We start from the raw sequence: 26,571 nt of genomic DNA on the forward strand, positions 1-26,571 counted from the left end.
GGGGCAGCGGACCCTGTCTCGACCGAAGGAGGCAACCGTTATGTATACCAGCAGCGCAAGTTACCTGAACAGCGTCTATACCTCTTCCACCACGTCGTGGGATACCGAAGAGTCGTCCACCGATCTCGGCCAGGACGAATTCCTGCAGCTCTTCGTGGCCCAGCTGGAAAACCAGGATCCCCTGGACCCGGTGGACGACAGCGAATCCATCGCCCAGATGGCCGAGTTCTCCAGCCTGGAGCAGCTCACCAACATCAATTCCCAGATCAGCGACCTGATCGACACCATCAACACCCAGACCCTGAACACGGCCGTGAGCTACATCGGCAAGAGTGTCGTGGCCTCCGGCTACTCCATGAGCAAGGAAGGGGAAACCATCAGCGACGTCACCTACACCGTTCCCGTCGATGTGGAGGACCTCACCGCCCACATCATCGACGAGGACGGCAGCATCGTGAACAGCATCGACCTCGGCGCACACGACGCGGGCGAATACGATTTCTCCTGGGACGGCACCGGATCGGACGGGGAGGAACTCGAAGACGGCCTTTACTCCATCGCCTTCACGGCCACCAACTCCGAGGGCGAATCGGTTTCCATTTCCACCATGGTCAGCGGCGTTGTGTCGGGGGTTTCCCAATCCAGCGGCTCCACCCTGCTGACCCTTGAGGACGGCCGTCAGGTCTACCTGTCGAACGTCTACGAAGTTACCGCATAAAACAAAAAATTTCAGGAGGATACCATGAGTCTTACAGGATCGCTTTATTCCGGCATCACTGGCCTGACCGCCCACAGCCAGGCCATCTCCGTGGTCGGCAACAACCTGGCAAACACCAGCACCATCGGGTTCAAGGGTTCCACCATGCAGTTCGAGGACCTCTTCTACTCGTACGTGAACACGGCAAGCGGCGTGGACCAGATGGGCCACGGCGTGGCCACCTCGGCCATCATGACCGACTACTCGCAGGGCCCCTACGAATCCTCCACCGAGGTGACGGACATGGCCCTGGGCGGCGAAGGTTTCTTCACCGTGCATGACCCGAGCACCGGCGACGAGTACTACACCCGCGCGGGCAACTTCCGTTTTGACGACGACGGCTACCTGGTAACCCCGGCGGGCCTGCGCGTGCAGGGCTGGGAAGTGGTGGACGGCGAAAGCACCTCGTCCGGGCTGACCCAGATCACCGGCACGCCCCAGGACATCCGCCTGGAGAACTTCCAGTCCCCGCCCGAAGCCACCAGCGAGGTGAGTTTCGTGCTCAACCTGGATTCGGACAGCGACGACAACGCGGCAGTGGCCACCAACCCGTGCTTCTCCATGTTCCAGTACTGGGACGGCTCCGAGGACACCCCGCTTTCGGACTCCCGCTACGCCTACCAGACCACCATCTCGGTCTACGACGAAAACGGCACGGCAACGGACCTGACCGTCTACTTCGACCCGGTCGACGACAGCAGCGTCGCCAGCCAGTCCGGCGGCTACCAGGTCTGGGAATACGTCGTCACCATCCCGCCCAGCGCGGACGGCAGGACCCTGGACGGCCAGTCCCTGGGCACTACCTCTGCGGGCGGCGTGCTCATGATCGGCACTCTGACCTTCAACACCGCGGGCAACCTGGTGGGCCAGAGCGCCTTCACCCTGGCCAGCGGCGCATCCGGCGACATGAAGGACCTGAGCAACTGGACACTGGCCGATTTCTCCGACGACGGTCTGCCCATCATGACCGCCAACTTCTCCGGGGCCTCCAACGCCAGCGCCACGAACCAGATAAACTCAACCAGCTTCTCCATCGACTTCGGCCTCTCCACGGCCGACCTGATCACCAACAACGGCTGGGAGGCGGGCAGCGTCTCCAACGCCTCGCTCATCGGCAGCACCTACGCAAACATCCCCAACATGGATGCCCTGGACATTGCGGCCGACGCCACCACCTCCTACGACACGAGCTCCTCCACCCTGACCCAGCAGCAGGACGGCTATTCCGCCGGTTTCCTGCAGAGCCTGACCGTGAGCAGCGACGGCATCATCACCGGCAACTATTCCAACGGCCAGGTGCTGGACCTCTATGCGGTGACCCTTTCCCGCTTCGACAACAAGTACGGCCTGGAGCACGAGGGAGGGAACCTGTTCTCGGCCACCCGCGATTCGGGCCAGGCCATCACGGGCACGGCCAACACCAGCACCTTCGGATCCGTGGCCGCCAACACCCTGGAGCAGTCCAACGTGGACACCGCCACGGAAATGGTGCGGCTGATCACCCTGCAGCGCGGCTTCCAGTCCAACAGCAAGGTCATCACCACGGCCGACACCCTGCTCAGCGAAGTCATTGCGCTGAAGCGCTAGCAAACCGGAGGATTGATCCATGATCTCGTCCCTCTATTACACGGGATTGCTCTCCCTGCAGAATTTCCAGGGAGCCATATCCATCCACGGCAACAACATCTCCAACGTGGATACGACCGGGTACACCCGGCGTACCGTGGAGTTTACCTCCCTCCCCTCGGTGCAGACCGCCGTGGGGAGGGTGGGAACCGGATCCACCGTGGACCGGATCACCCGTCATCTCAACGAATACCTGGAAAGCCAGTACAACGAGAAAATGGGGGGGCTGACCAAGTGGAGCACCGCATCCGAGTATCTCTCCAGCCTGGAGGCCCTGTTCACCCAGGGAGAGACCACCGGGATCAGCGCTTCGCTGGCCAACTTCTGGGCCGCCTGGGAAGACCTTTCCTCGGCACCGGGCGAAACCACCCAGCGCACCACGCTCGTCTCCGAAACCGACACGCTGATCTCCCTCCTCGCCAGCACGGCCGAGGACCTGGAATACCAGCAGCTGGAAATGGAACAGGCCATCAGCGAGGAGGTGGACGAGATCAACGACATCCTCGAGGACCTGGCCGCGCTCAACGCCCAGATCCCGGGGCAGACAGACAACCTCGAACTGCTCGACACCCGCGACTACCTGGTGCGCGCCCTGGCGCAACGGGTGGATGTGCAGACCATAGAGCAGGAAGACGGCCAGATCACGGTGCTCACCGGCGAGGGCCTTTCCCTGGTGGACGGGGACAAGGCGTACACCTTCAGCTACGAAAGCGCCCAGTCCTCATCCTCGCTCTATCCCACCTCGGACTTTGACGGCTCGATCTACTTTGAAGGCTCCTCCAACCAGGAATTCACCATCGAGGTCGTCAACGGGGGCTATGCCTCGGGCGGCGGTTCCGCAGCCACCTTCAAGGTCTCCCTGGACGGCGGCAAGACATGGCTCACGGACGACGACGGCGAACCGGTCTACTACACGGCCGGGGACACGGACAACCGGATCGAGATAGGCGGCGTGGAAATCTGGTTCGGCGACGAATCGGATTCCGGGACCATGGCGGGCACCGAACTGACGGCGGGTGACCAGTTCACCATCGTGGCCAAGTCGGCCGTCTACTGGGAAAGCAACAGCTCGGGCAAGGTCAACGTGACCCCCTTTGCCGACACCACGAGCAGCGGCAGCCGGTTGAGCGGGGGCTCCCTGGCCGGGATGCTCATCGCCCGCGACAGCTACCTGGGTGACTACACCGAGCAGCTCGACGCCTTCGCCTCGTCCCTGATCTGGGAAGTGAACTACGCCCACAGCCAGGGGGCCGGGCTGGATCACTGGGACTACGTGCTGGGCTCCTACCAGGCCCAGTTCACGGACCGCCCCATCAGCGAGAGCGGTCTGGATTTCGAGGACTACATCGAGGAAGGCTCCTTTTCCCTGGCCATCTACGACGAGGATACCGGCGAGTTGCTGAGCAACGCCTCCGTTGACTTCTCGTCCATCTCGCCGGGCATCTCCTACTTCGACCCCACCGTGCATTCCATGGAAGACGTGTGTGATGCCATCGAGGCCACCTTCCCCGGCCAGATCGACGCCGAGATCATTGACGGCAGACTCTCTCTGGAAGCGGCCGACGGCACGGAGTTCGAATTCGCCGGGGACAGCTCCGGCCTGCTGGCGGGGCTGGGCATCAACACCTACTTCGACGGACACGACGCCGCGTCCATCTCCATCAACACATACATCGAGGCGGACTCCGAACGGGTCAACGCCGGCCACGTCAACGGCGCGGGCGAGGTCAACGAAGGCGACAACACCATAGCCCTGGCCCTGGCCGAACTGGCCACCAAGGAAGTCACCATCACCACCATCTACGGCAGCGTGGAGCAGGATCTCCAATCCTACTTCGACAGCCTGGTTTCCGAGGTGGGCGGCGACGTATCCACCGCGTCCACCAACGCGGCCTATTACAGCACCCTGGCCGAGGACCTGGCGGAACAGCAGGAAGAGGTTTCCGGCGTCAACATCGACGAAGAGCTGACCATGCTCATGCGCTATCAGCAGTCCTACGCGGCTGCGGCCAAGATGATCACCACGGCCAGCGAGCTCTTCGACATCGTGCTCGCGCTCAAGAGCTAGGGCGCGGCAGCAAGGAGGGAATGACCATGCGCGTCACCCAGAACATGATTTTCAGTACGTCCATCTCCAACATCAACAACGCCCTGTCCGAGGTCATGCGGCTCAACGCCCAGAACTCGGCCCAGAAAAAAATCCTGAGCCCGTCCGACGACCCCTCCGGCTACAAGCAGGTGCTGGACCTGCGGGCCTACACCTCGGCGATGGAGCAGTACGAGGACAATATCGACACGGCCAATGGCTGGCTCAACCTGGCGGACGAAATGCTGCTGCAGGCCAGCGAACTCCTGACCAGCAGCAAGGAACTGGCCACCCAGGCGGCCACCGGCACCCTGACCGCGGACCAGCGCCAGTCCCTGGCATCCCAGGCCCGCCAGAACCTGGCCAGCATGATCTCCATCGCCAACACCGAGTACGTGGGCCAATCCATCTTCGCCGGGCACAAGATCGACGACAACGCCTACGAGCAGATCCTGGGAGTGACCGTCAACGACGAGAACCTGTCGGCCGACGACATCGTCAGCGTGACGGGCGACGCGGAGTACACCATCTACGTCCGAACCCTGACCGCGGGAGTTGTGGGCACGGACGCCATCGACTACGAATATTCCGCGGACGGCGGCGAGACCTGGACCCAGGCCACCCTGGCCGCGGGCGACACCGTGCTGGACTGCGGCACGGCCCAGCTGGAACTGGCCGCGGGAACCAATGTTCAGGCCAACGGCGACACCAGCTTTTATCTGCGTCCGGCGGCGGTCTACCTGGGGGACACCAACGACGGCATCAACATCACCAAGTCCGGTGCGGCCGCCATTGAGGCCTCGGCCGACGGCGTGTTCTCGGGCGACATCACCGTGCGCATCGACAGCGGCACGGACATCAACGGCGCCGTGGAATATTCCTTCAGCCTGGACGGCGGCAGCACCTGGGTGGAAGGCAACGTGACCTCCAATGCCCAGCTGCCCCTGCCCGGCGGATTCCTGAACCTGACCTCGGGCGCGGGCACGGCAATCGCGGCGGGCGACCAGTTCCAGATCACGCCTGCGGACGCGGACATCTCCATCAACGTCAACCGCTACAGCGAGGTGGTGGTCAACAACGTGGGCCTGGAAATCTTCGGAGGGCTCTACGACGCCGACGGAGACGGCACGGCCACGGAGGCCCTGCCGGAAACGCCCGAGGAAAACCTGTTCGAGGCCATGAGCGACCTCATCGGCTATCTGGAAGTGAACGACACGGACGGCATAGGCGAGTGCATCGACAGGATCAAAGCGGCCCAGGAACGCCTGGAGACCTATGCCGCGGACGTGGGCGCCCGAGAAAACAGGCTGGAATCCCAGGCGAGCATCCTCACGGTGCAGAAGAGCAACGCCACAAGCCAGATATCCCAGATCGAGGACGCGGACCTGAGCACCCTGCTCGCGGAGCTGTCCAAGGCGGAATACATCTATGAATCCGTGCTCAGCTCCTCTTCCAAGATCATGAGCATGACCCTGCTCAGCTATCTCTAGGGAGGAACGGCCATGAGCGATTACTCCTACGACTACATCAACAGCTATTACGAGGGCTACTACGACACCGAGACCTACACGTCGGGCCAGATCACCTTTTCGGGGGTCTCCACCGGCACGGACTTCGACACCCTCATCGAGGGTCTGGTCTCGGCGGAAAGCTACACCCTGGACAACCTGGAGAACTGGAAATACCAGTGGGAAGCCAAGAACGAGGCCCTCAGCGACCTGAACACGGCGCTCATCAGTCTGCAGACCGCCCTGGAAGACCTGGACACCCTGAGCGAGTTCTTTGCCAAGTCCGCCTCGGTCACGGATTCGAGCGCACTGTCCGTGAGCGTGGATGCCGACGCCCAGGAAGCAACCCACAACATCGTCATCAACCAGCTGGCCCAGAACGACATCTGGTTCAACACCGGCGCGGGCTATTCCGCCACCGACGAGGTGCTCACCTCCACGGGCGGCACCTTCGTGCTCGAATACGCGGGGGAATCCTACACCATCGATGTGGAGGCGGGAACAACCGTGAGCACCTTCGTCAACCTCATCAACAGCGACGCGGACCTGGACGACGGGGTGCGCGCCGCGCTGGTCAACGACGGGGACGAGTATCACCTGGAACTGCGGGGAATGGACCTGGGAGAGGACAACACCATCTCCATCACCAGCTCCACCATCGCCTCCCTGGATCCCTCCAACTTCGAACAGACCCAGGTGGCCTGCAACTCCCAGATCAAGGTGGACGGATTTCCCACGGCGGCGGACGAATGGATCGAACGGGATTCCAATTACATCGACGACGTGCTGGACGGCGTGGCCCTGACCCTGAAGGATACCACGGACAGCGGCGGCACCACCATGACCGTGTCCGTGGACAACGACGCCATCGTGGAAAACGTGCAGACCTTCGTGGAGCAGTTCAACACGGTCATTTCCCTGATCCAGGAAATATCGAGCGTGGACTATGAATCCGACGAGGACGAACCCGAGGCCTCGGTCATGACCGGCAACTACGGCGTGGACATGGTCAACCAGAACCTCAAGGACGTCATCGCCACCCTGGGCCTGGGCTTCAGCTACTACGACAGCGACACAGGCGGGGGCGACTACTACTCGACCCTCTCCCAGCTCGGCATCACCACGGACGCGGACGACAGCTCCGTGACCTTCGGACAGCTGCTCTTTGACGAGGAGGACTTCCTGGAGGCCCTGGAAAAGGACCCGGAAGGCGTGGCCATGGTCTTTTCCGCCAACGACATCGCCGAAACCGATTCCACGGACTTCACGATTCTCTCCACGGTGGACGGGACCACCCAGCCCGGCGTTTACGACGTCGAGTACACCATGAGCGGCGGTGCCGTCGTCAGCGCCACCATCGGCGGGGAAACGTGCGCCATCAGCGGCGACGAAATAACCTGTATCTCCGGAGACGCTCTGGGCATGGCCCTCCGCGTGGACGACCTTACGGACGGGACCTATACGGGCTCCGTGGCCGTCAAGCGGGGCAAAATCCCGGAACTGGTCGAGTCCATCGACGAGATGTGCGACTCCCAAAACGGCATATTGAACATTATCCAGGAAAACTATAATGACATTATCGACAGCATCGATGACAAAATAGACAACGAAGAAACCCGGTTGGAACAGTACGAATCCAGACTGCGCGACAAGTACAGCCGCCTGGAAACCACGCTGAGCGAATATTACAGTCTCCAGACGACGTTGGAAAGCCAGCTTGACCAGCTTGAATGATTTTTCTTCTTCCCCCTGTAACCGGTTCGACGCTGCGCCCGACAAATGGTATGAACCGCCATGGACGGCCAATACCTACTGGACCGCAAAAGTGACTGAGACAGGGATGAAGGGGAAGCAACTTTCGCCGGACACGGCTGTTGTTCAGGAGATCCTTGAGGGCAATGTCAACGCCTTCGAGACTCTGGTGAACAGGCACCAGGAGCATGTGTCGCGCATCGTGGGCAATCATGTGCCCTACCAGCGCGTGGACGAAGTGGTGCAGGCGGCGTTTGTCAACGCCTACCGGTCGTTGAACACCTTCCGGGGTGAAAAGCCGTTCCGGAACTGGCTTTCGAAGATAAGCGTCCGATGCTGCTACGACTTCTGGCGCGAGGAATACCGCTACCGGGAAACGCCGGTCAGCACCCTGGGGGCAGATCCCTGGGACATGCTCGACCGCCTGACCGCGAATCAGGCGCAGGAGGAATTTCTGGCCCAGGCGCAGCAGGAGGAAAACATCAAGCTGCTGGACTGGGCCCTGGACCAACTTTCCCCCGAGGACCGGATGGTGGTAACCCTCACGGCCCTGGAGGAAAAAAGCGTGGCCGAGGCAGCCCACCTGCTCGGCTGGACAAAGGTGAATGTGAAGGTCCGAGCGCATCGGGCCAGAAATAAACTAAAGAAAATCCTAAAACAGGCGATCTGAAATGGAGGGGAGAACCATGACGCATCGCTCAAGAACAACGATGGAAGCGCTGAGCGCCATCCACCGGACAAAGAGGCCGCCAAAGACGAACCCGAATCTCGTGTACGCCATCATGGGCGAAATCCGTACCCTGGATATCGAGCAGGCGCGGGACTTCATCCGCATAGCCTTCCCGTTTTCCGCGGTGGCGGGGATTGCCGCCATGGCGCTGTTCATGCTGAGTTCGAACACGTCCCTCAGAGTCGAGGATATGCTGGTCTGCATGTACAACGGTGGCTCGCTCGTATTGGGAATGTAAGGGCCACGCCCGTATCATTCAGGAGAAAGCGATGCTGCAAAGCAAGAACTGGAAAGAATGGATCGCCGTATTGCTGCTTTTCGGCACCGGGGCCCTGGTGGGCGCCGGGATCATGCGGCTGTATATGGATAGATTTCCGCCGCCTCCCATTCCGGCCCCCGAGGAGCTCAAGGACAGGATCATCGGAAGGCTGGATACGGAACTGAACCTGACTTCGGAACAGTATGAAGCCATCACCGAGATATTCGAGGAGGGCTTCCGACGCTCCATGGAAATCCGCAAGCCCATCGACAAACAGATGGATGAACTGCTCGATGAACAGTACCGGCGGATCATGGCTCTCCTGACGCCGGAACAGCAGGAAAAATTCAAGGTGCTCCACGAACGGTTCGAAAAGCGGCGCAAGGCCTTCCACAGGCCGGGGCCACCACCGCCTCCGCCGCCTCTCATGGATTAAATGAAAAAAAGTCGCCGGGTTTGTAACCGCAAGGTTAAACCCGGCGACACTGATATTGAGAGAAGGCAGTCTACCCAACTGCTTTTGCAAACCCACCCTAATCCCTTCTTCCCCGCAGCCCCGCTACCCCGGCGGGGCTCACTTTTTGTGTAACCGGATCCAGTCCGCACCGGACTTGAAAAGCAGAAGCGATCACAAAATGCACAAGGAGTGTGTAATGAAGAAAACAAGCATCATCATAACCAGCATCATTCTGGTATCCATGGCCTTCACCATGGCGCTGGCCATGGACAATATGGACGACCACGAGAAAATGCCCGCCCCGCCCCACCATGAGAAGATGAAGAAGGGCCCCCATCCGGCGGACCAGCTGGTGCAGGACCTGGAACGGCTCGGCCTGACCCAGGCCCAGAAAACGAAGATAGCCAAGCAGCTCAAGACGGAATGGGACACGATGCGGGAAATGCACGATGCCGTGCATGAAGACATGGAGGCCATGCGCCAGGCCCAGTTCCAGGGCAATGTGGACGCGGTCCGCGCCCTGAGCAAGAAAATGGCCCAGCAGCGGCAGGCCCACGATGTGGAACGCGCCGCAAGCATGGCCAAGATCCGGAGCGTGCTGACCGCGGAGCAATCCGCCAAGCTGGACATGATTCACCGGCAGTTCATGGAAAAGATGGAAAAGCAGCGTCCCCCCAAAAAAAGGATGAACATGGATTCCTGGATCCTGGAAAACATCTAGCGGATCCGGCGTTCCTGCCCTTCGGAACCATGGCGCGCAGCTTCGGCTGTGCGCCTTTTTTCATCCCTTCTTGCTCACCAGGCCGGAATTGAGCCCGGCATCCAGCAACGATTCCAGGTTGGATTCGGACTGGTCGAACAGGTCCAGCAACTGGTTGCTCTTTTCCAGCTCCAGCTCGGTGCGCGGGGTCGGCTTGCCGTAAATGGGGTCGGTGATGGAGGCCTCGTTGATGAGCAGGGACGAAGTCCCGGCGTCCAGCACGGACTGGGTTTCGTCCAGCCAGCGGGTCAGCAGCCCGTCCTCCTCGTCCAGCAACAGGCTCTGGGTGCGTTCCGGGTCCGCGCCCAGGGACTCGTAGAAAGCGTCATGGGAGAACCAGAGCGTCTTTTCCAGGCCGGTTTCCCGCAGGCCGATGGATTGCAGGTCCGTGGCGTTGTCGGTCACGGGATCCCGCCAGAGCGCATCCGTCTCCTCGCGCAGGATATCCAGATTCTTGACCAGCAGGGAGCGAAGGTCGTTGTAGGAGGTGATCACGTCCGAAAGCCGGTCCTGCATCTCCTGCAGCGGCTCCACCACGGACAGGGGGATGGTTTCGGAGAAATTCTCCTCGATCTCCACCTGCAACCGGCCCTGATCCAGCACGATGGCCCCCGCGGCCCGCTCATAGATCCTGCCGCCGGTGCTCACCTCGGTGTCCGAACCGGGCTGGGCCGTGGCCCCGAGCCCCAGGGCCGTGAGCGGATATTCCGTGGTGAAGGTCACGCTGTGGTCGCCGCTTCCGTCGTCGGTGAGGGCAATGGCCGTTCCGGCCTCGGCGTCGGTCTTGCTGGTCGCCAGCTGGATGAGCCTGCCCGTGTCGCTCTTGATGGCGTAGTAGGTCGTGTCCTCGGCAAGGCCGGTGGGCAGGGTGCCGTCCGTGGAAAGGGTCACCTGCGCCCCGGTGACGATGGCGTCGTACTGCTCCTCGCTGACCTCGAGATACCGGACGCCCAGATCGTCATTGACTGTGAAGGAACCGTCCCCCACGTGCACGCCCCCGGTGATGGACAGCCGCTCGCCCAGCTTGGGATCAAGGGCCTCGAACCGGAGCTGTACCCCGTCCATGTACAGGAGCTGGTCCTGCACCTGGTCGGAGAGCATGCGGTTGGAAACCACTTCGGCCGAGAACATGGACTGGCTGCCGCCTGCGGCGTCGGCCACCTTGTTGAGCAGGTCCTCCCAGGTGTCATCCGGATCCACGGAAAAGGTGAAGGTGCCGCTCTGCTCGCCCATGCTCCAGTCGATGGAGTGGACGCCCGCGTTCAGGGTGACGGCGGCGTTGGGATCGAAGGTATCGGAATAGAACAGGGAGGCCTTGCCCGCACGGCCGCCGGAAAGCAGGTAGGTGTCCAGGTCGGCCGGCTCAGTGGGCACGTTCACGGCCGAGAAATCGAACTCGTTCAGCAGGTGCCCCTGGGTATCCGAAAGCGACAGATCCTGCTCCGCGCTTCCGGCATTGACCGCCAGCAGCAGCGAGGTGCCCTCGGCGTTGAGATCCGGAACCCGAAGACCCGGGGAAAGCTGAAACACCCTTTCGGCCTGCACCTGGAGCGTGCTGCCGTTGATGGCCTCGGCCACCGCATCGATGAGATCGCCTTTGGTCCAGTCCGCTTCCACGTCGATGGAGAATTCCTCGCTGTCGTCGCCCAGGGCGACCTCGAACTTGTATTCCCCTTCCGTGAGATCGGCGTCCGCCTCGGCATCCAGTCCCCGGGAAAAGAACTTGTAGTAGCGGACCGCCTCGCCCTCCTTGCTCACGTCGGCCGAAACATACTTCTCGAAATCGTCGCCGCCCACCACCAGCCGCCCCTTGAACAGGGGATCGGACTTGGGCCACTGGAAGGATTCCAGGCTGTTCTTGAACAGATTGAGGGTGTTTTCCAGCCGGATGGCCAGGGATTCGCCGGTCTTGTGGAATTTGGAATAAAGCTGGGCGTTCTGAAACTTGTCCTGCCACACAGAACCCTCGAAAGAGCCTTGCAGGGCCCTTTGCAGGGTAAAGTGGAGACTGGCGGATTCGTTATCCGCAGTCCCCAGTGTCAGGACTGTCTTCAGGTCGTCGCTCAAGGCATTTCTCCTCGGCCATGGCCGGATATTGGACGAACTCGAGGCACAGCCCCTGCGGGGGGGCCGTTGCCGGGGCGGCGGTTCTGTCCGCTTCGTCCAATATTGATCGGATGGTTTGTGGAGAAACTTTACCGCGCCCGGCCTCCACCAGGCAGCCCATGATGTTGCGGACCATCTGCTTGAGAAAGCCGTCCGCGGAAAAACGCCACACGCTCTCGTGTTCGTTTATGCCCGGGCAGCGCTCCAGGCGGGTCATGGTGCGCACCGTGCTCTTGACCGGGGTTCCCGTGTTCTGGAAGGCCGCGAAATCATGCGTGCCCAGAAAGACCTCGGCGGCCCGCTCCATGAGCCCGAAATCCACGGGCCCACAGGCCCAGACCTGATTGCGCCGGTGGGGAAGAAGAAATTCGCGGGTATGCCACAGGGTGTAGGCATATGTCTTGGAAACCGCCGAATAGCGGGAATGAAATTCGGCATCCGTCACATGGCAGGAAAGAACGGATACATCGTCGGACAGCAAACTGTTCAGGGCCCGCCGCCAGGGAATGGTTGCCCGGGATTCGGGGACGTCGAAATGGCAGACCTGACAGAGGGCGTGCACCCCGCTGTCCGTGCGGCCCGAGCCGTGCACGCGCACGGGTTCGCCCACGATGCGGGCAATCGCCGTTTCCAGTTCGCCCTGCACGGTGCGCTCCCTGGCCTGGAGCTGCCAGCCGCAAAAGGCCGTGCCGTCGTAGGCCAGGGTCAGGCGAATGCGGGGCACGGGCTATTGTTCCTCGAAAGGAACCTGGAGACGGGTGAGCGCCTCAGAGAACTGGGCGGCCTTCTTGGCCTCCACAAAGGTCAGAATCTCGCCCGCAGTGCGGCCGCGCATGCCCGACAAAACCTTGACGGCCAGGTCCTGGTCCATGCTTTCCAGAATCTTTGCGGCCTGCTTGGCCTTGGTGCTGGAAAGCATATCCACCAGCTGCTTGACCTTCTTGTCCTTGGTGGCCTTGGCCTCCTCGAGCATGTTCTTGATCTCGTCGCGCAGCTTGGTCAGCCGTTTGGTCTCGGCCTCCACAAAGGCCTTGAGTTCCTCGTTGTTGCGGCGCTCGATGGCGATCTGCTCCTGCAGCTTCTTGAGCGCCTTCCAGTCGTCGGGCAGGTCCTCGGCCCCGGCGGGCTTGGCCGGGGCGGGAGCGGCCTGGGCCTGATTCGCATCGGACTGCCCGGCCGCGGCGTCCTTTTGGGCCGGTTTTTCGGCCTGGGCCATGGCCTCGGTGGGGGAAGCCAGTTCAATGGCGGACTGGGGAAGCACGGCCTCGGCCACCTCGAGCGTCACGGAATCGACACTCAGCATGCCGAACACGGCAAGCTTCAGCAGGGCCAGAAAGATCAGACTCAGCAGAACCCTAGATATCCTTACGTTCATACCGAATCGTTGCCATTTCGTCGTTTTCTTTCTGTTCCCGGAGGTTTTCCTCTGCATAGTGCTTCCTTGCCTGATTTTCCTTGAGCTTTTCCAACAGCTTCCGATCCCTGGAACGCCGAACCGCTTCCTCACGAACCTTATGCAACATCAAGGCCAACTCCCGCAAGCGGACCCGCGCTGCGGCCAGGTCCGTTTCCAGGGCGTTCCGGTACTGCCGCCAGAGCCACATGTCGCCGGGCGACTTGGTGGCCTCCAGCTGCTTGGCCTTATGGGCCTCGAACCGTGCGGCGATGTCCTGCACCAGGGCTTCCTGCTCGTCATGGGCGGCCTTGGCCCTGGACAGGGCCGCCTTGGCCTGGTCCTCCAGCTGGCCCCGGTAGTCCAGGACCTTTTCGAGCTTGAAGCGAAACGGTTTCATCTGAACTCAACTACCCGTTATGGTTAACCTTGCCGGCCATCCCACAGTACCCCTTGGACCTGGACTCGTCGGTCCAGCGCCACATCATGCACTGGGTCACCAGACAGGTCTTCATCTTGTCGTCGCTGGTCTTGAGCATGGGACAGAATTTGAACTTGGCTTCGTTTTCCTTAAGAATCATACACCCTCCCGGAGCGTGAATATGAAAAAGGGCACGCCGAAATCCGACGCGCCCTGATTGTAGCAATATCCGGGCCTGTGTCTAGCCGCCCTGTTGCACGGATTCTGCGGCGGCCTTTTCGGTCGCCCCCACGTCGCACTGCTCGGACTTGGGTTCTCCTCCGTCCGGGCCGCACATGTCCACATAGGTATCCATGCCCAGCAGGCACTTGAGCTTCTGGAGCACGAGCACGCCGATGCGCTGCTCCCTGTCCAGAACCTTGGCATAGCCGCCGTCGGCCAGCACGGCCTGGAATTCGGACTTGTCCAGGGGCTCGGCGTCCTTGTTCAGGGTCTCGAAGGTGCGGGCATAGGAACGCACCTTTTCATCGATGACCGCGTCGGGCAACGCGCGGATGTCGCGAATCATGCCCGCCAGCTCCTCGCTGGGCGGCAGGGCGTCGGATTCCAGCACCTTCTTGAAGCTTTCCGCAAAGCGCAGACTCCCTTCCAGAATGTGCTTGCGCTTGACCACGTTGAGCCCGGTCCATCCGGCCTTGAGCCACTTGAAAAGCACGTCGCGGGTGAAATGCTCTTCCTTTTCCACGAAGACCTGCACCGAATAGGATGCATACATGTAGGTGTCCATCCAGCTGATGAGCCCCTTGTCCAGGCCTTCGATGCCGGAGTAGAAATAGACCCAGTTCTGGTCGTCGAGGATCGCGCCCTTGCGTCCCACGTCGGATTCGCCGTCCTGGTCAGTGACCGAAATGAGCACGTTCTTGCCGTTGTGCTTCATGAGCACCACCAGCCGGAACATGTCGTAGAAATAATAGGCCCCGGCAAAGGAATCGGGCGTATTGCTTTCGAATTCCTTTCCCCAGAGCACCACGGGCTTGTCCAGATCGTCCAGGCGATCCCACAGGCCGCGCTCCTGCTTGAGGATGTCGCTGCCCTCTTTCCAGCCGCTCAGACGCAGCACGCTGGGCACGATGACATAGTTGGGGATGTCCGGATTGTAGAGGTATTCCAGCACGCGCCTGAGTCCCACGTCGAGGTCCATGCGCATGACCGTCCCCCGGCCTTCCCGGCGTTTGGGCTCAAAGTCCTTGGGATCAGCGTCGCAGTTGTCCACGAAATCGATGATCGGCGCCACGGCAGCGGGATCAAAGGAGCCACCGGGATTGCGGACCAGCCCGAAAAGATGGGCGAAACCGGCCTCGATCTCATCGGAAAGCGGCGTGGACTCCTTGTTGAGCTTCACCTCGCGGGGTTCGGCGAACGCCGCCTCCGGCAGGGCCAGGGCAAACAGACACACAAAAAGCAACATCCCGAACCCGAGGGGGAGCCGGGAGTAAAGAGGGCTGGAAAGGCCAGCCTGGTTCTTCATATTCATCTAATATCCTTGCTCTTCAGAGCGTTCAACACACGGAAAGCATGCTTTTTTCAAGAATAGGCATGTTCCTTACCCTTGGCAAGCGGCCAATGGCAAGGCTTTTCGGGCCAAAACCGGGCATTTCGTCGACGCCCCGAATATAGTCCCCTTTATCAGTCGGTTCCATACGGCAAATGGTGACGGGAAAACATCTGGAAGGATTATTTTTTACGGAACTCCAGCAGTTCGGCTCGGGTCAGGGCCGATGCGCCAAATTTCTCCCGTATGGCGTCCACGGCCCGATCCAGCTTGCTGTTTTCCGGCTTTGCTGGCTGCTCGAAAAGGGACATCTGCCGGGGCTTGTCGCCGAAGTTGGAAACCCCCACGCCGATGAGCCGGACCGGCCTTGGCAGGTCCACCTCCTCCAGAAGTTCCACGGCAAGGTCGAAAATCGCGGCCGTATTGTCCGTGGGGCTTTCCAGGCTGTGGCTTCGGGTGATCTGCCTGAAATCCGAAAACTTGACCTTGAGGGTCACGGTGCGCCCCTTGTAGCCGTGCCGCCGCAGGTCCGCGCCCACCCGCTCGGACTGGGCCAGCAGCCACTTGCGCAGCAGGGAACGGTCCCCGGTGTCTTCATGGAACGTGTTTTCCGCGCTGCACGACTTGGCCGCGCCCACCGGCTCCACCGGGTTGGGATCGATGCCCCGGGCCCGGTCATGCAGAATGCCGCCCGACTTGCCCAGCCGGCCTTCCCAGTAAACCCGGTCATGGCGCAGCAAGTCGCCCGCCCGGTACACCCCGAACCGTTTCAGTCCCTCCCGCATCTTCTTGCCTACGCCCGGGATCTTGCCCACGGGAAGTTCGCGCAGGAACGAATGCACCTCATGGGGATGGATGATGCTCAGGCCGTCGGGCTTGTCCAGGTCCGAGGCGATCTTGGCCAGAAAACGGATGGGGGCGGCGCCTACCGAGCAGGTCAGCCCGGTTTCGGCCCTGACGCGCTCCTTGATCATGCGGCCTATGGCCTCGATGGGGCCAAAGAGCCGCTCCAGACCAGTGGCGTCCAGATAGGCCTCGTCCACACTGGCCTGCTCCACCACGGGCGAAAACTCGTGCAGCACGGCCATGACCTTTCCGGAAAGCTCCTTGTAACGGCCCATGCGGCCCGGCACCAGGATCAGCTCCGGGCAGAGCTGGCGGGCCTTGACCACGCTGAGGGCCGAGCGCACGCCGAACCTGCGCGCCTCGTAGGAGGCCGCCGAGCACACACCCCGGTCGCTGGATCCGCCCACGGCCACGGGCTTGCCGCGCAGCTCGGGGTTGTCCAGCTGCTCCACGGACGCAAAAAACGCGTCCATGTCGATATGCATGATCCATGTCTGCAAGGGAATGCCTCCGGCGGCTTGAAAAACTCCAAAACGTTTTGCCCATCGCTTTGCGACGATTGTTTATCATAATAAAACAGCGAACCGGCATCAAGCTGATTCGCTGTCATTCATTTCCCGCCCGAAGAATCCTGGATCAGGATTTTATGCGTCCACGTGAGTCATACGTTGCCGACCGTAAAAGGAAAAAAAGAACGAACCATGCAGCAAGGCCAGCTATCCCGTTTACCAGAGCCAAAAGGCACACCAGGCCAAATCCAGCCACCGACAAGACAAACCTGACGCTACGGCTGAAAAGCGAATCTGCCTCCAGAATCGGGGAGGGACGCCACACGATGACCCGGAACAGGGCATAGACGACAAAGGCCAAGGCAACGATATCCCCGCCGAAAACAAAAATGAAGGACATGTGTTCGGAATGTTCTATTGAAATTCCCGTGAACAGCCACAGGACCGCCAAAAGCTTAAAGGCCACAAACACTACAAAATATTTCCAATGTCTTTCCATCATTCCCCACATTGACAGGATCAACGTTTCACCAGACAGCCAAAGGCGTAGTCCAGCAAGACTCTTCAAAGGCGATCAAGGAAAAGCCCTTAACGGCTCCCCCACTGCTTTCCGAAAACCCAGAACAGGATCAGGGAAAAGACCGCACCCAGTGTGTCGGCCAGCATGTCCTTCTGGGCGTCCCAGATGTCGCCCTGGGAGCCGAGGAACTCGATGCCCGCGTTGCCGCCCTCCAGGACCGCGTACTGCCATTCGATGATCTCGTAGGCCGCGGCAACGGCCATGATGAAGAAAAGCCCGAAAAGCGTGGTCACCACGGGGCCAGCCCATTTGCGGCGCGTGAACAGTTCGGCCAGGGCATAGGCGTAGAAGCCCACGGAAAAATGGCCGATGCGGTCAAAGTGGTTGCGCTGCGAGCCCAGCAGGTCGTTGAACCAGTCGAACGGCACGTTGGCAAAGGTGTAGTGCCCGCCGATGGTGTGCCAGACCAGCCAGAAACCCATGAGCAGGTAGGAGGCGGTGGAAAACCGAAAGCGCCTGTAAGTTGCGGCCAGCAGCAGGAACACGCCCGCCACGGGCACCACCTCGGCGATCCAGACCGCCCGGGAAACCGGGCTGATGCCCATGCAGATGAAAAAAACCACAAAGGCTGCGGCAAGAATATGGGGCGTACGGCCCACAGGCCGCGCGGGAGTCAAAACGTCTTCCATGAAATCTCCGTATGAGGAATGGGTTCAATTACCGCCTGCGGGCCAGGCCGACCATGGACTGCGGAATGTTGGAACTTCCGAAGTGCAGGTGCACGTAGGACCCCAGGGTGTTGCCGATCAGAAATCCTTCGGCCTGTTCGCGCGGGCCCTTGCGGTCGCGCAGGGCATAGATGGACGGCATGGATTCGGGAACGATGCCGTCCTCGATGCCCGAATAATGAAATTCGTGCCCACGGGCAAGGGTGCCGGCAGGCCCCAGCAGGGAATCTGCCAGGGTCTCCACCTCCCGGTAGCCCAGGGCCCGGAAACGCTGTTCCATGGAAGCGCGCACCGGAAAGATACCGGTCATGGCGAATCTTCCCTGCTCGCGGCTGATGATGTCGTTCATGAGGTACATGAACCCGCCGCACTCCGCGTATATGGGACGGCCGCTCTCGTGAAAGGCGCGCACCTGCTTCTTCATCCTGGTGTTCTGGCTCAACTCGAAGGCGTACAGCTCGGGATAGCCGCCCCCGAAATACAGGGCGTCCAGGTCGTCCGGAAGCTTCCGGTCCCGCATGGGGGAAAATTCCACCAGCTCGGCGCCGGACTGGCGCAACAGGCGCAGGTTCTCGGCGTAGTAAAAACAGAAGGCCCTGTCGCGGGCAATGCCCAGGCGCACGCTCGGGGCGGGAAAGGGAGCATCCGTGGGCGGCGCAATCTCCACCTCGGGGATGGCGGCGCAGAACCGTTCCAGGTCCAGGCAGGACTCGATCCAGTCGGCCAGAAGCTCGTACCGGTCCTCGTCCTCCTGCTCCTCGGCCGTGTGCAGCCCGAGATGACGCGAAGGCAGGCCTATGCCCTCCTCCCGCCGAAGACAGCCCAGCACCGGGATATCCGGCAGGAGGCTCATGGCGTCGCGCAGCAGGCCCGCATGGGACTCGCTGCCCACCCGGTTGAAGATCACCCCGGCGAACTTCACGTCCGGGTCGAACCCGGCGTATCCGCCCACCAATGCGGCTGCGGAGCGGGCCATTGCCCGGGCGTCCACCACCAGGACCACGGGCAGCCCAAGCTGCTTGGCCATGTGGGCGGTGCTGCCCTCCTCGCGCGTGCCCGAATACCCGTCGTGCAGGCCCATGACGCCCTCGACCAGGGCCAGGTCCGCCCCACGGGCCTCGCGGTGAAATATGTCCCGATTGATGCCGTGCGAAAGCATCCAGCCGTCCAGATTGTGGCTGATACGGCCGCAGGCAAGACCGTGATGGCCGGGATCGATGAAATCCGGGCCGCACTTGTAGGGTTGCACCGTGCGCCCCAAGCGGGTCAGGGCCCTCATGAGCCCCAGGGAGACCGAGGTCTTGCCGCACCCGCTGTGCGTACCGGCAATGACGCAAGCCCGAACCGTGTTCATGAATCAGCCCTTGGGTTTGAGCAGTCCTTTCTTTTTGAGGAAGGCCAGCACCTTGAGCCCTTCCTGATGGTCGGGCCTGAGTTTCAGGCACTGGGCCAGGGCCTTGCGGGTGGAGTCGTAATCCTGGCGCTCCAGCTGGGCGCGGGCCAGGTTGTAATACAGGTTCTCGTCGTCCTGGGTCAGTTCCAGGGCGCGGTTGTAGTATTCCACGGCCTCGTTGTACATCTTGTTCTTGCGCAGCTGGATGCCGTATTCGTTGAACAGATGCTTGTGCTCGTCGCCAAAGGCGGCCTCGATCTCCAGCACCCGCTCGAAGACCTCCTGGGCCTTCTCGGTTTCCCCCCGGGCCATGTAGCAGATGCCCACCCCGAAGTTGGCGCGCACGTTCTGCTCGTCCAGGGAAAGGGCCTTGTTGTACTCGTACTCAGCGGTGAAGGTCTCGCCACGCTTGCGGAACTTGTCGCCTCGGGCCACGGCCTTCTGGATCTCCCGCAGCTTCTTCATGACCTGATTATAGCGGGAGGGATCGGGCAGGTAGTCGTTGAGCAATTCTTCCTTGGAAATCTCGACCTTGAAACCGGCGGGGACATTGTCCGCGCCCAATCCCTGGATCTGGATCGTGTCCGCGGAAATCTGCTTGGCGTAATAGTACGCCTGCTGCTTGACACGGCGGGCCGTGGTCCCCGTGCCTATCTTCACGGTTTTTTCTATGGAAAAGACGCCCTCGATCAGATCTTCGGCGCCGACTTCAGGTTCGGTCATCATCTGCTCCGGAATGGAATTGGTTCAGCACGCCACATTGAAAGCATATACCGGATGCGTCCGGATGAGAAGAGCCGAAATGGCCCGATGCTCCCCGGAAAGAGGCGCGGATCAGTTGCGGCAGGAGCAGGAAACATGCTCCAGCACGGCCTCCACCTCATCGGCGAACATGGGGCGATAGAAAAGATAGCCCTGCACGTAATTGCAGCCGGCCTGCTCCAGGAAGGACAGCTGCTCGGGGCTTTCCACGCCCTCGGCCACCACCTTGAGATCCATGCTGTCCCCCAGGCTGAAGATGGTGGAGACGATGGCCCGGCTGTCCTTGTCGTCCTGCACGCGGGAAACGAAGGTCCTGTCCACCTTGACCACGTCTATGGGGAACTTCTGGAGATAGGAGAGCGAGGAATACCCGGTGCCGAAGTCGTCGATACAGATATTGACGCCCAGCCCCTTGAGCTGCATGAGCAGTTCCTCGGCCATGGCCGAGTGGGCAACCAGCGCGCTCTCGGTCAGTTCGATGTTCAGGCACGCGGGATCGATGCCCGTGGAGCTGAGCAGGTCGCTCACCTGGCGCAGCAGCTGGGCGCGCCCGAAATGCTTGCCGGATATGTTGAAATTCAATGTCAGGGGCGGATCGCCGTTGGTCCTGAACTTGCGCTGCCAGCGGCACAGGCTGCGGCAGGCCTCCTCCATGACCCGGTAGTCTATGGGATAGATGAGCCCGGTATCCTCGGCCAGGGGGATGAAATCGCCCGGGCTGATCAGCCCGCGTTCCCGGTGCTGCCAGCGCACCAGGGCCTCGAAACCGGAGATGCGGCGGGACTCCAGGTGCACGATGGGCTGGTAGGCCACGGTGAGCTCCCGCTGGTCGATGGCATGCCGCAGGTCGTTTTCCATTTCCATGAGCCGCAGGACCTGGTCGTGCATCTTGTGGTTGAAGACCTTGAAACGCGACTTGCCCTGCTCCTTGGCCCGGTACATGGCCATATCCGCATCGCGCATGAGCGCTCCGGGCCGCTCGTAGCCCTGGGTATGCAGCACGATGCCGATGCTGGCAGAGGAAAAGACCTCGTTGCCGTTGAGGTTGAAGGGCTGGCGGATTCCCTCCAGGATGCGCTTGGCGATGCGGATCACGTCGCGCGGGGCCGCCACCTCCTCCAGCAGGATCGCGAACTCGTCGCCTCCGAAGCGGGCCACGGTGTCCATGGACCGTGCGCAGCGCTTGAGCACGCGGGCCACGGCCTTGAGCAGTTCGTCGCCGATGTCGTGCCCCAGGCTGTCGTTGATGACCTTGAACCGGTCCAGGTCGAGATAGAGCACCGCGAACTGGTAGTCCCTGCGCTTGCCGCGCTCGATGGCCATGCGCAGGTGGTCGTGGAACAGGGCCCGGTTGGGCAGCTTGGTCAGGGAATCGTGGAACGCCTGCCGCTTGAGCTGTTCCTCGGCCTTCTTGCGCAGGGTTACGTCTTCCACGGACCCTTCGTAATAGATGATGTGGCCGTCCTTGTCGTCCACGCGGCGGGCGCTCTCCGAAACCCAGATGAGCTTGCCGTCCTTGCGGCGCACCTTGGATTCGAAATTCTTGACCTCGCCCTGCTTGGAAAGCCGCGCCAGGAACTTGTTGCGCCGCTCCCGGTCCATATAGAGCTGGGTTCGGCTGTCATAGACCGCGCCCATAAGCTCGTCGGGCGTTGTATAGCCGAACAGGCGGGCCAGGGCCGGGTTGGCGCTGATGTACCGCCCGCTGGGAGACATCTGGTAAATGCCCTCCACCGCGTTTTCGAAAATGGTGCGGTACTTCTGCTCGGCCTTGCGCAAGGCCTCACCGATGACGCGGCGCTCGGCAATCTCAATCTTGAGCTGGGTATTGGTCCGCAGCAGCTCTGCCGTGCGTTCCTCCACCTTGAGCTCCAGTTCGTCCTTGGCCTCCTGGAGCTGCAGGGTCTTGTCGTAGACCCGCTCCTCCAGGGTCAGCACCAGGTCCGCGATGTCCGCGGCCATGCTTTTCATGGACCGACCCAGGTCGCCAATCTCGTCCCGGGCGGTCACTTCCAGGTCGTGGGAGAAATCGTGCCCGGCCACCCGCCTGGCGTATTCGGTCAGCACGGCCAGGGGCCGGGAAAGGTTCAGGAAGAAAACGTAGGCGATGAAGGTGCCCCCCAGGAAGATCAGCAGGGTCATGCCCAGCTGCTGCACCAGGGTGGCCCGGATCTGGTCGCGGATGGGCGTCTTGTCCATGCCGATATGCACCATGCCGGCCAGGCCGGACAGGATATGCCGGGAAACATGCAGGATATGCCTGCCCGAGGACGAGGTCAGGTCGCGGATGATGCGCTGGCCCTGGTCCTGACGCCAGACCTCGCGCACCAGATTTTCCACCACCTCGGGCACCACGGGCGTGAAGGTATGGGCGATGACCCGGCCGTTCTCATCGGTGACCAGCACATAGGCCACGCCGTCAATATCCATGTACCGGTCGATGCGCGCCTGCACGGCGGACGCGTCGCGGTCCAGGATGGCGTTGATGTCGGACTCGGCCATGCTGGTGGCCAGGGCCACGGCCTTGCTTTCGTATTCATCGGTGAGCTTGCGGTCCAGAGTGCGGCTGGAGGAATAGGCCATGGCCACGGCAATGAGGCCGAACATCAGGGCCATGAACAGCAGCGGTTTGTGGAAGAGCCTGGGGATGCGCGTCGTCATTTTCGCCACCTCTCCCAGTCTCGCACCGCATGGTGCCGCCCGTTTTCCAGGGTGGTGTAATAAACGGCGTCCAGGCCCTGCCGCCGGTCGTGGCCAAAACGGACCGGCTCGCCGATGCCCAGGTCCAGCCCGGTGATGGATTCCATGACCTGCGGCAATTCGTCGCGGGAGGCCTCCGGCCCCATGCGCCGCACGATCTCGCAGAGCAGCCGGGAGTTGAGAAATCCCTCGAGGCTCTGGAAGCTATAGTCCCTGCCCCCGCCTTCCCGGTAGCGGTCCATGAGTTCCCGGTAGAGCCGCACCCCGGGAAGGGAAAGATCCTCATAGCTGGGCACCACTTGGGACTGGATGATATCCCGGGAAAGCGGAATCCCGAGCCGCTGTTCCTCCCGGCCCAGGCGGTCGAGCATTTTCTCCGTGGACACCGAGGAAAGCAGAGCGACCGGCGCGGTCAGCCCCCCCTGGCGGGCCGAAACGATGAAGGCGCTGCAGGGAATGGTGGTGCCGATGCAGACCACCGCGTCCGGATTCCCCCGGCGCAGAAGCTCCACCTCGGGGCCGAAGTCCTTTTCCGGGGCTGCGTCACGGTCGTAGGCGGCCTCGGCCACGGTATCCAGGCCGTGGCGGGCAAGCGCCCGGCGCACCCCGTCCCAGCCGCAGCGGCCAAAAACGTCGCCCTGGTAAAAGACCGCAATGCGCTTCCTGCCCACAGCCACAAGATGCTCCACCAGCCCGCGTGTCTCCTCGAAATAGGAGGCGCGCAGGTTGTAGACGTACCTACCGTAGGGAGGCTCCCGGAACGGCTGCGCGCCGCTCATGGGAAACAGAAGGAACATCTCCTTTTCCTTGAACTTGTGGAGCAGGGGCAGGATGCGGGTGGACGTGGGGGTGCCGGTGTAGGCAAACAGGGCAAAGGGCGGGGATTCGCGCAGAAAGGAAACCGTGTTGCGAAAGCAGGCGTCCGGGTCGTACCCGTCGTCCAGGGAAACCACCCGGATCGAGCGGCCGTGGATGCCGCCGGATTCGTTGACATGGTCGAGATAGGCCATAATGCCGCGGTGGAACTCGTTTCCAAGTTCCCCGTTGACGCCGGAAAAGGCGGCGGACATGCCAAACACCAACTCCCGGCCCTGCGCAGCGGCAGCCGGAATCCAAGTGAAAAGCACAAGACACGCCGCCATCGCTAGGATGGCTCTACCCCACATGGCAACTCTCCCTGATGCTCCCGGATTATTGCCACCTCCACCCCGAAAAATCAACTACCCGAAAAATTATCAGCCACCCAAAAAGCGCGCAAATCAAGGAACGGCAGCGCCGCCGCTGTAGGAATCCTAGCGGACTTTTCCGGCCAACCACTTGATCTGGCGGCAGATTCCCATGAGCAGGTTGAATTCGTTGCGCCGCAGATTCATCTTGGCCATGAACCGGCGCACGGGCATCATCCAGTAGTCCGTGTTCTCGTCGCGCAGATAATCGATATCCAGCAGGGCCTGCCGGATGTTGGAGAACAGGACCTCCTGCTCGTCCACGGTGATAAGCCGTTCCTCGGGCGGTCCCGCGGGCTTGAACGGGGTGTCCAGGGCATGCTTGAAGCATTCGTAGAGCAGCACCAGCACGGCCTGGGAAAGATTGAGGGAGGTGTTTTCCCTGTGGGTGGGGATGGTCACCAGCCCGGTGCAGAGCTGGGTCTCTTCGTTGGTCAGCCCCCGGTCCTCGGGCCCGAAGACGATGGCCACCTTGCCCCCCGCGCGCATTTTCCCGTCCGCAACCTTGGCCATGGTGGCCGGAGTCATGATGCCCTTGCGCCAGCCGCCGGTGCGGGCCGTGGTGCCATAGACCCCGCTGAAGCCCTCGATGGCCTCCTCCAGGGTGTCCACGATGCGCGCCCCCTCCAGAATATGCTTGGCGTGCACCGTGGCCAGGGGCAGGGCCTTGTCCAGGTCGAACATCTGGGGAGCCACGAGAATCAGGTTCTCGCAGCCCATGTTCAGGCAGGCACGGGCCGCGGAGCCGATGTTTTCCGGGTACTTGGGACGGAACAGGATGACGGCGCAATTTTCAAGCATGGATTCTTCCTCGTAAAAAAAGTCGCCCACCACTGTGGACGACCGGCTTCTAGCACATGGCCCGGGGAAGTCAAACCCCGGAGGCCCGTCATTGCAGGTATTCGCCCCGCCTCGACTCCATGAGGTACTGTTCGTATTTCCCGCTCTCCCGAAGGATTTTCAGCCCCCGGTTGAAGGCCTCGACCAGTTCACCGCCGCCTGCGACCTTTCGGGAAATCAAAACATGCTGCGCCAAGGGCTGTTCGACGGGCTTGGGATGCGTGGTCAGCAGGTCGCCCACCCCGGGGGCGAATCGAGTCCGCAGCAGATAATAGCCAAGTTCCAGATTGATGATCGCCGCATCCACTCTGCCGTTGATGACCTTCTTGAGATTGAGCTCTTCGGAGGCCACCACTTCGACCCTGATCCGGCCATGGGCCACGAGCTGGTCGAACTCCTCGCCATAGCTGTACCCGAGAGTCACTCCGATCGTGTATCTGGAAAGATCCTCGATGGCTTTCCAGTCAAACATGCGACCCTTGCGATAAAAAAAGACCTGCCGCGTGTAATTGATCGGGTCGCTCGCATAAAACGACAGCGCCCTGTCCCTGGTGAGATACCAAGCCACGGAACCGTCCCACTCCCCGGACCGGGCCAACTCCAAGGATCGTTTCCACGGAAAGAACCCCCATTCCACCGTGATGTCTTCCATGGCAAAGGACTCGGCTATTATCCTGGAGAGCGCGCCATGATATTTGAACCCCTCGGAAATGAGCGGCGGCCACTCTCCGCTGGTCAGCCGCACCGTCTCACCGGCCCTTCCGGGATGCGCCGCCGCCAACAGGCAGAAAAAAGCCATGAAAAGAAGCCGGGCCAGACGTCGGGTCACTGCAGGTACTCCCCTCTCCTTGATTCATCAAGGTACTGGTCGTACTTCCCGCTCTCCCGAAGAATTTTCAGCCCCCGGTTGAGCGCCTCGGCCAGACGCGGCCCATTGCTGATCCTCTTCGAAAACAGCACGTGCTGGGCCTGGGAGGCCAGAAGAAACTTGGGATGCGTGGTCAGGGTGTCGGCCACGCCCGGGGCGTACTCGGTCCTGAGCAGATAGTACCCCAGCTCGACATTAAGCAGGGCCGCGTCCACCCGTCCCTGCAGTGCCTTTTTGATGTTGAATTTCTCGGCGACGACTGGTTCCACCCGGATCTGCCCGTCGGCCACCATGGCATCGAACCGGGGCCCGTAGCTATACCCCAAGGTGACGCCGATGGTATACTTGGTGAGATCCTCCACGTTCTCCCAGTCAAAGCCGTTCCCCTTCAGGTGGAAAAAGGCCACCCGATTGTAGTTGATGGGGTCGCTGGGATAGAAATCCCGGTCCCTGTCCTCGGTGCGGTACCAGGCGATGCTGCCGTCCCACACTCCTTCCCGGGCCATTTCCAGGGCGCGTTTCCAGGGGAAAAAGCCGAATTCCACCTCAATGCCTTCCTGGGCGAACGCCTCCGAGATGATCCGGGGAAGCGCGCCCTGGTATTTGAATTTCTTTGAAATAAGGGGCGGCCATTCCCCGCAGGTCAGCCGCACCGTCTCCACGGCGCGGGCCTGCCAGGGCAGAAGAATCAGGAAAATGAGGACCAGAAGCCGAACCAACATACACGTTCCCTCGGATTGACGGTCATGGACAGAAGCATAGTCCCCTTCCA

Annotated in this window: 25 protein-coding genes; 9 read left to right on the forward strand and 16 right to left on the reverse strand. The window is 61.5% G+C overall.

The window, feature by feature from the left end:
- The first annotated feature begins 40 nt into the window (after positions 1-40).
- The 9 genes from FGL65_RS16305 to FGL65_RS16345 all read left to right on the forward strand — a co-directional run bounded on the left by FGL65_RS16305 (position 41) and on the right by FGL65_RS16345 (position 9,896).
- Positions 41-718, forward strand: coding sequence for a flagellar hook assembly protein FlgD (locus FGL65_RS16305; protein WP_147822313.1), 678 nt, complete (start codon positions 41-43; stop codon positions 716-718).
- A 24-nt stretch (positions 719-742) separates the two neighbouring features.
- Positions 743-2,344, forward strand: a complete 1,602-nt coding sequence (locus FGL65_RS16310; protein WP_147822314.1) for a flagellar hook protein FlgE — start codon at positions 743-745, stop codon at positions 2,342-2,344.
- Between the two features lie 19 nt (positions 2,345-2,363).
- Positions 2,364-4,451 carry a flagellar hook-associated protein FlgK gene (gene flgK / locus FGL65_RS16315; RefSeq protein ID WP_147822315.1) on the forward strand — a complete coding sequence of 696 codons (2,088 nt, stop codon included), beginning with the start codon at positions 2,364-2,366 and terminating at the stop codon, positions 4,449-4,451.
- A gap of 20 nt (positions 4,452-4,471) precedes the next feature.
- Positions 4,472-5,959 carry a flagellar hook-associated protein FlgL gene (flgL, locus tag FGL65_RS16320; protein ID WP_147822316.1) on the forward strand — a complete coding sequence of 496 codons (1,488 nt, stop codon included), beginning with the start codon at positions 4,472-4,474 and terminating at the stop codon, positions 5,957-5,959.
- Positions 5,960-5,971: 12 nt separating this feature from the next.
- Positions 5,972-7,711: a flagellar filament capping protein FliD gene (fliD, locus tag FGL65_RS16325; protein ID WP_147822317.1), complete on the forward strand. Its 1,740-nt coding sequence runs from the start codon at positions 5,972-5,974 to the stop codon at positions 7,709-7,711.
- 106 nt (positions 7,712-7,817) lie between these two features.
- Positions 7,818-8,399: an RNA polymerase sigma factor gene (locus FGL65_RS16330; RefSeq protein WP_147822318.1), complete on the forward strand. Its 582-nt coding sequence runs from the start codon at positions 7,818-7,820 to the stop codon at positions 8,397-8,399.
- Positions 8,400-8,415: 16 nt separating this feature from the next.
- The gene (locus tag FGL65_RS16335) at positions 8,416-8,697 is read left to right on the forward strand and encodes a hypothetical protein (protein ID WP_147822319.1); all 282 of its coding nucleotides are present in this window, start codon (positions 8,416-8,418) and stop codon (positions 8,695-8,697) included.
- 31 nt (positions 8,698-8,728) lie between these two features.
- Complete coding sequence (locus FGL65_RS16340) at positions 8,729-9,154, forward strand: hypothetical protein (RefSeq protein WP_147822320.1); 426 nt, start codon at positions 8,729-8,731, stop codon at positions 9,152-9,154.
- Between the two features lie 217 nt (positions 9,155-9,371).
- Positions 9,372-9,896: a Spy/CpxP family protein refolding chaperone gene (locus FGL65_RS16345; RefSeq protein ID WP_187170423.1), complete on the forward strand. Its 525-nt coding sequence runs from the start codon at positions 9,372-9,374 to the stop codon at positions 9,894-9,896.
- A gap of 60 nt (positions 9,897-9,956) precedes the next feature.
- On the opposite strand, the gene FGL65_RS16350 is transcribed toward FGL65_RS16345, so the two are convergent.
- From FGL65_RS16350 to FGL65_RS16420, 16 genes are all read right to left on the reverse strand, one after another.
- Positions 9,957-12,002: a hypothetical protein gene (locus tag FGL65_RS16350; protein WP_147822322.1), complete on the reverse strand. Its 2,046-nt coding sequence runs from the start codon at positions 12,000-12,002 to the stop codon at positions 9,957-9,959.
- The gene (truA, locus tag FGL65_RS16355) at positions 11,956-12,765 is read right to left on the reverse strand and encodes a tRNA pseudouridine(38-40) synthase TruA (protein ID WP_147822323.1); all 810 of its coding nucleotides are present in this window, start codon (positions 12,763-12,765) and stop codon (positions 11,956-11,958) included. The genes FGL65_RS16350 and truA overlap by 47 nt, the downstream gene beginning before the upstream one ends.
- A 3-nt stretch (positions 12,766-12,768) precedes the next feature.
- Positions 12,769-13,416, reverse strand: a complete 648-nt coding sequence (locus tag FGL65_RS16360; protein ID WP_147822324.1) for a MotE family protein — start codon at positions 13,414-13,416, stop codon at positions 12,769-12,771.
- On the reverse strand, positions 13,397-13,834 hold the full coding sequence (gene fliJ, locus FGL65_RS16365) for a flagellar export protein FliJ (RefSeq protein ID WP_147822325.1): 438 nt from the start codon (positions 13,832-13,834) through the stop codon (positions 13,397-13,399). Before fliJ ends, FGL65_RS16360 begins: the two co-directional genes overlap by 20 nt.
- A gap of 10 nt (positions 13,835-13,844) precedes the next feature.
- Positions 13,845-14,015: a hypothetical protein gene (locus FGL65_RS18310; protein WP_187170424.1), complete on the reverse strand. Its 171-nt coding sequence runs from the start codon at positions 14,013-14,015 to the stop codon at positions 13,845-13,847.
- Between the two features lie 81 nt (positions 14,016-14,096).
- On the reverse strand, positions 14,097-15,389 hold the full coding sequence (locus tag FGL65_RS16370) for a hypothetical protein (protein WP_147822326.1): 1,293 nt from the start codon (positions 15,387-15,389) through the stop codon (positions 14,097-14,099).
- Positions 15,390-15,589: 200 nt separating this feature from the next.
- Positions 15,590-16,753 carry a DNA polymerase IV gene (gene dinB, locus FGL65_RS16375; protein WP_489743260.1) on the reverse strand — a complete coding sequence of 388 codons (1,164 nt, stop codon included), beginning with the start codon at positions 16,751-16,753 and terminating at the stop codon, positions 15,590-15,592.
- Positions 16,754-16,889: 136 nt separating this feature from the next.
- Entirely contained in the window at positions 16,890-17,264 is a 375-nt protein-coding gene (locus FGL65_RS16380) for a hypothetical protein (protein ID WP_147822327.1), read from the reverse strand.
- 86 nt (positions 17,265-17,350) lie between these two features.
- Complete coding sequence (locus FGL65_RS16385) at positions 17,351-17,971, reverse strand: DUF2238 domain-containing protein (protein WP_147822328.1); 621 nt, start codon at positions 17,969-17,971, stop codon at positions 17,351-17,353.
- Positions 17,972-17,999: 28 nt separating this feature from the next.
- A complete protein-coding gene (locus FGL65_RS16390) occupies positions 18,000-19,364 on the reverse strand; it encodes a cobyrinic acid a,c-diamide synthase CobB (protein WP_147822329.1) in 1,365 nt (454 codons plus the stop codon).
- A gap of 3 nt (positions 19,365-19,367) precedes the next feature.
- Entirely contained in the window at positions 19,368-20,126 is a 759-nt protein-coding gene (locus FGL65_RS16395) for a tetratricopeptide repeat protein (RefSeq protein WP_250645521.1), read from the reverse strand.
- Positions 20,127-20,237: 111 nt separating this feature from the next.
- The gene (locus FGL65_RS16400) at positions 20,238-22,826 is read right to left on the reverse strand and encodes an EAL domain-containing protein (protein WP_147822331.1); all 2,589 of its coding nucleotides are present in this window, start codon (positions 22,824-22,826) and stop codon (positions 20,238-20,240) included.
- The gene (locus FGL65_RS16405) at positions 22,823-23,935 is read right to left on the reverse strand and encodes an ABC transporter substrate-binding protein (protein WP_187170425.1); all 1,113 of its coding nucleotides are present in this window, start codon (positions 23,933-23,935) and stop codon (positions 22,823-22,825) included. The genes FGL65_RS16400 and FGL65_RS16405 overlap by 4 nt, the downstream gene beginning before the upstream one ends.
- A gap of 222 nt (positions 23,936-24,157) precedes the next feature.
- A complete protein-coding gene (locus FGL65_RS16410; protein WP_147822333.1) occupies positions 24,158-24,892 on the reverse strand; it encodes an RNA methyltransferase in 735 nt (244 codons plus the stop codon).
- Positions 24,893-24,980: 88 nt separating this feature from the next.
- Positions 24,981-25,760 (reverse strand): substrate-binding periplasmic protein, encoded by a 780-nt coding sequence (locus FGL65_RS16415; protein ID WP_147822334.1) that lies wholly within the window; start codon positions 25,758-25,760, stop codon positions 24,981-24,983.
- Positions 25,757-26,521, reverse strand: coding sequence for a substrate-binding periplasmic protein (locus FGL65_RS16420; protein WP_147822335.1), 765 nt, complete (start codon positions 26,519-26,521; stop codon positions 25,757-25,759). The genes FGL65_RS16415 and FGL65_RS16420 overlap by 4 nt, the downstream gene beginning before the upstream one ends.
- Positions 26,522-26,571: the final 50 nt, after the last annotated feature.

The organism is Salidesulfovibrio onnuriiensis, assembly GCF_008001235.1.
Classification (GTDB): Bacteria; Desulfobacterota; Desulfovibrionia; order Desulfovibrionales; family Desulfovibrionaceae; genus Pseudodesulfovibrio; species Pseudodesulfovibrio onnuriiensis.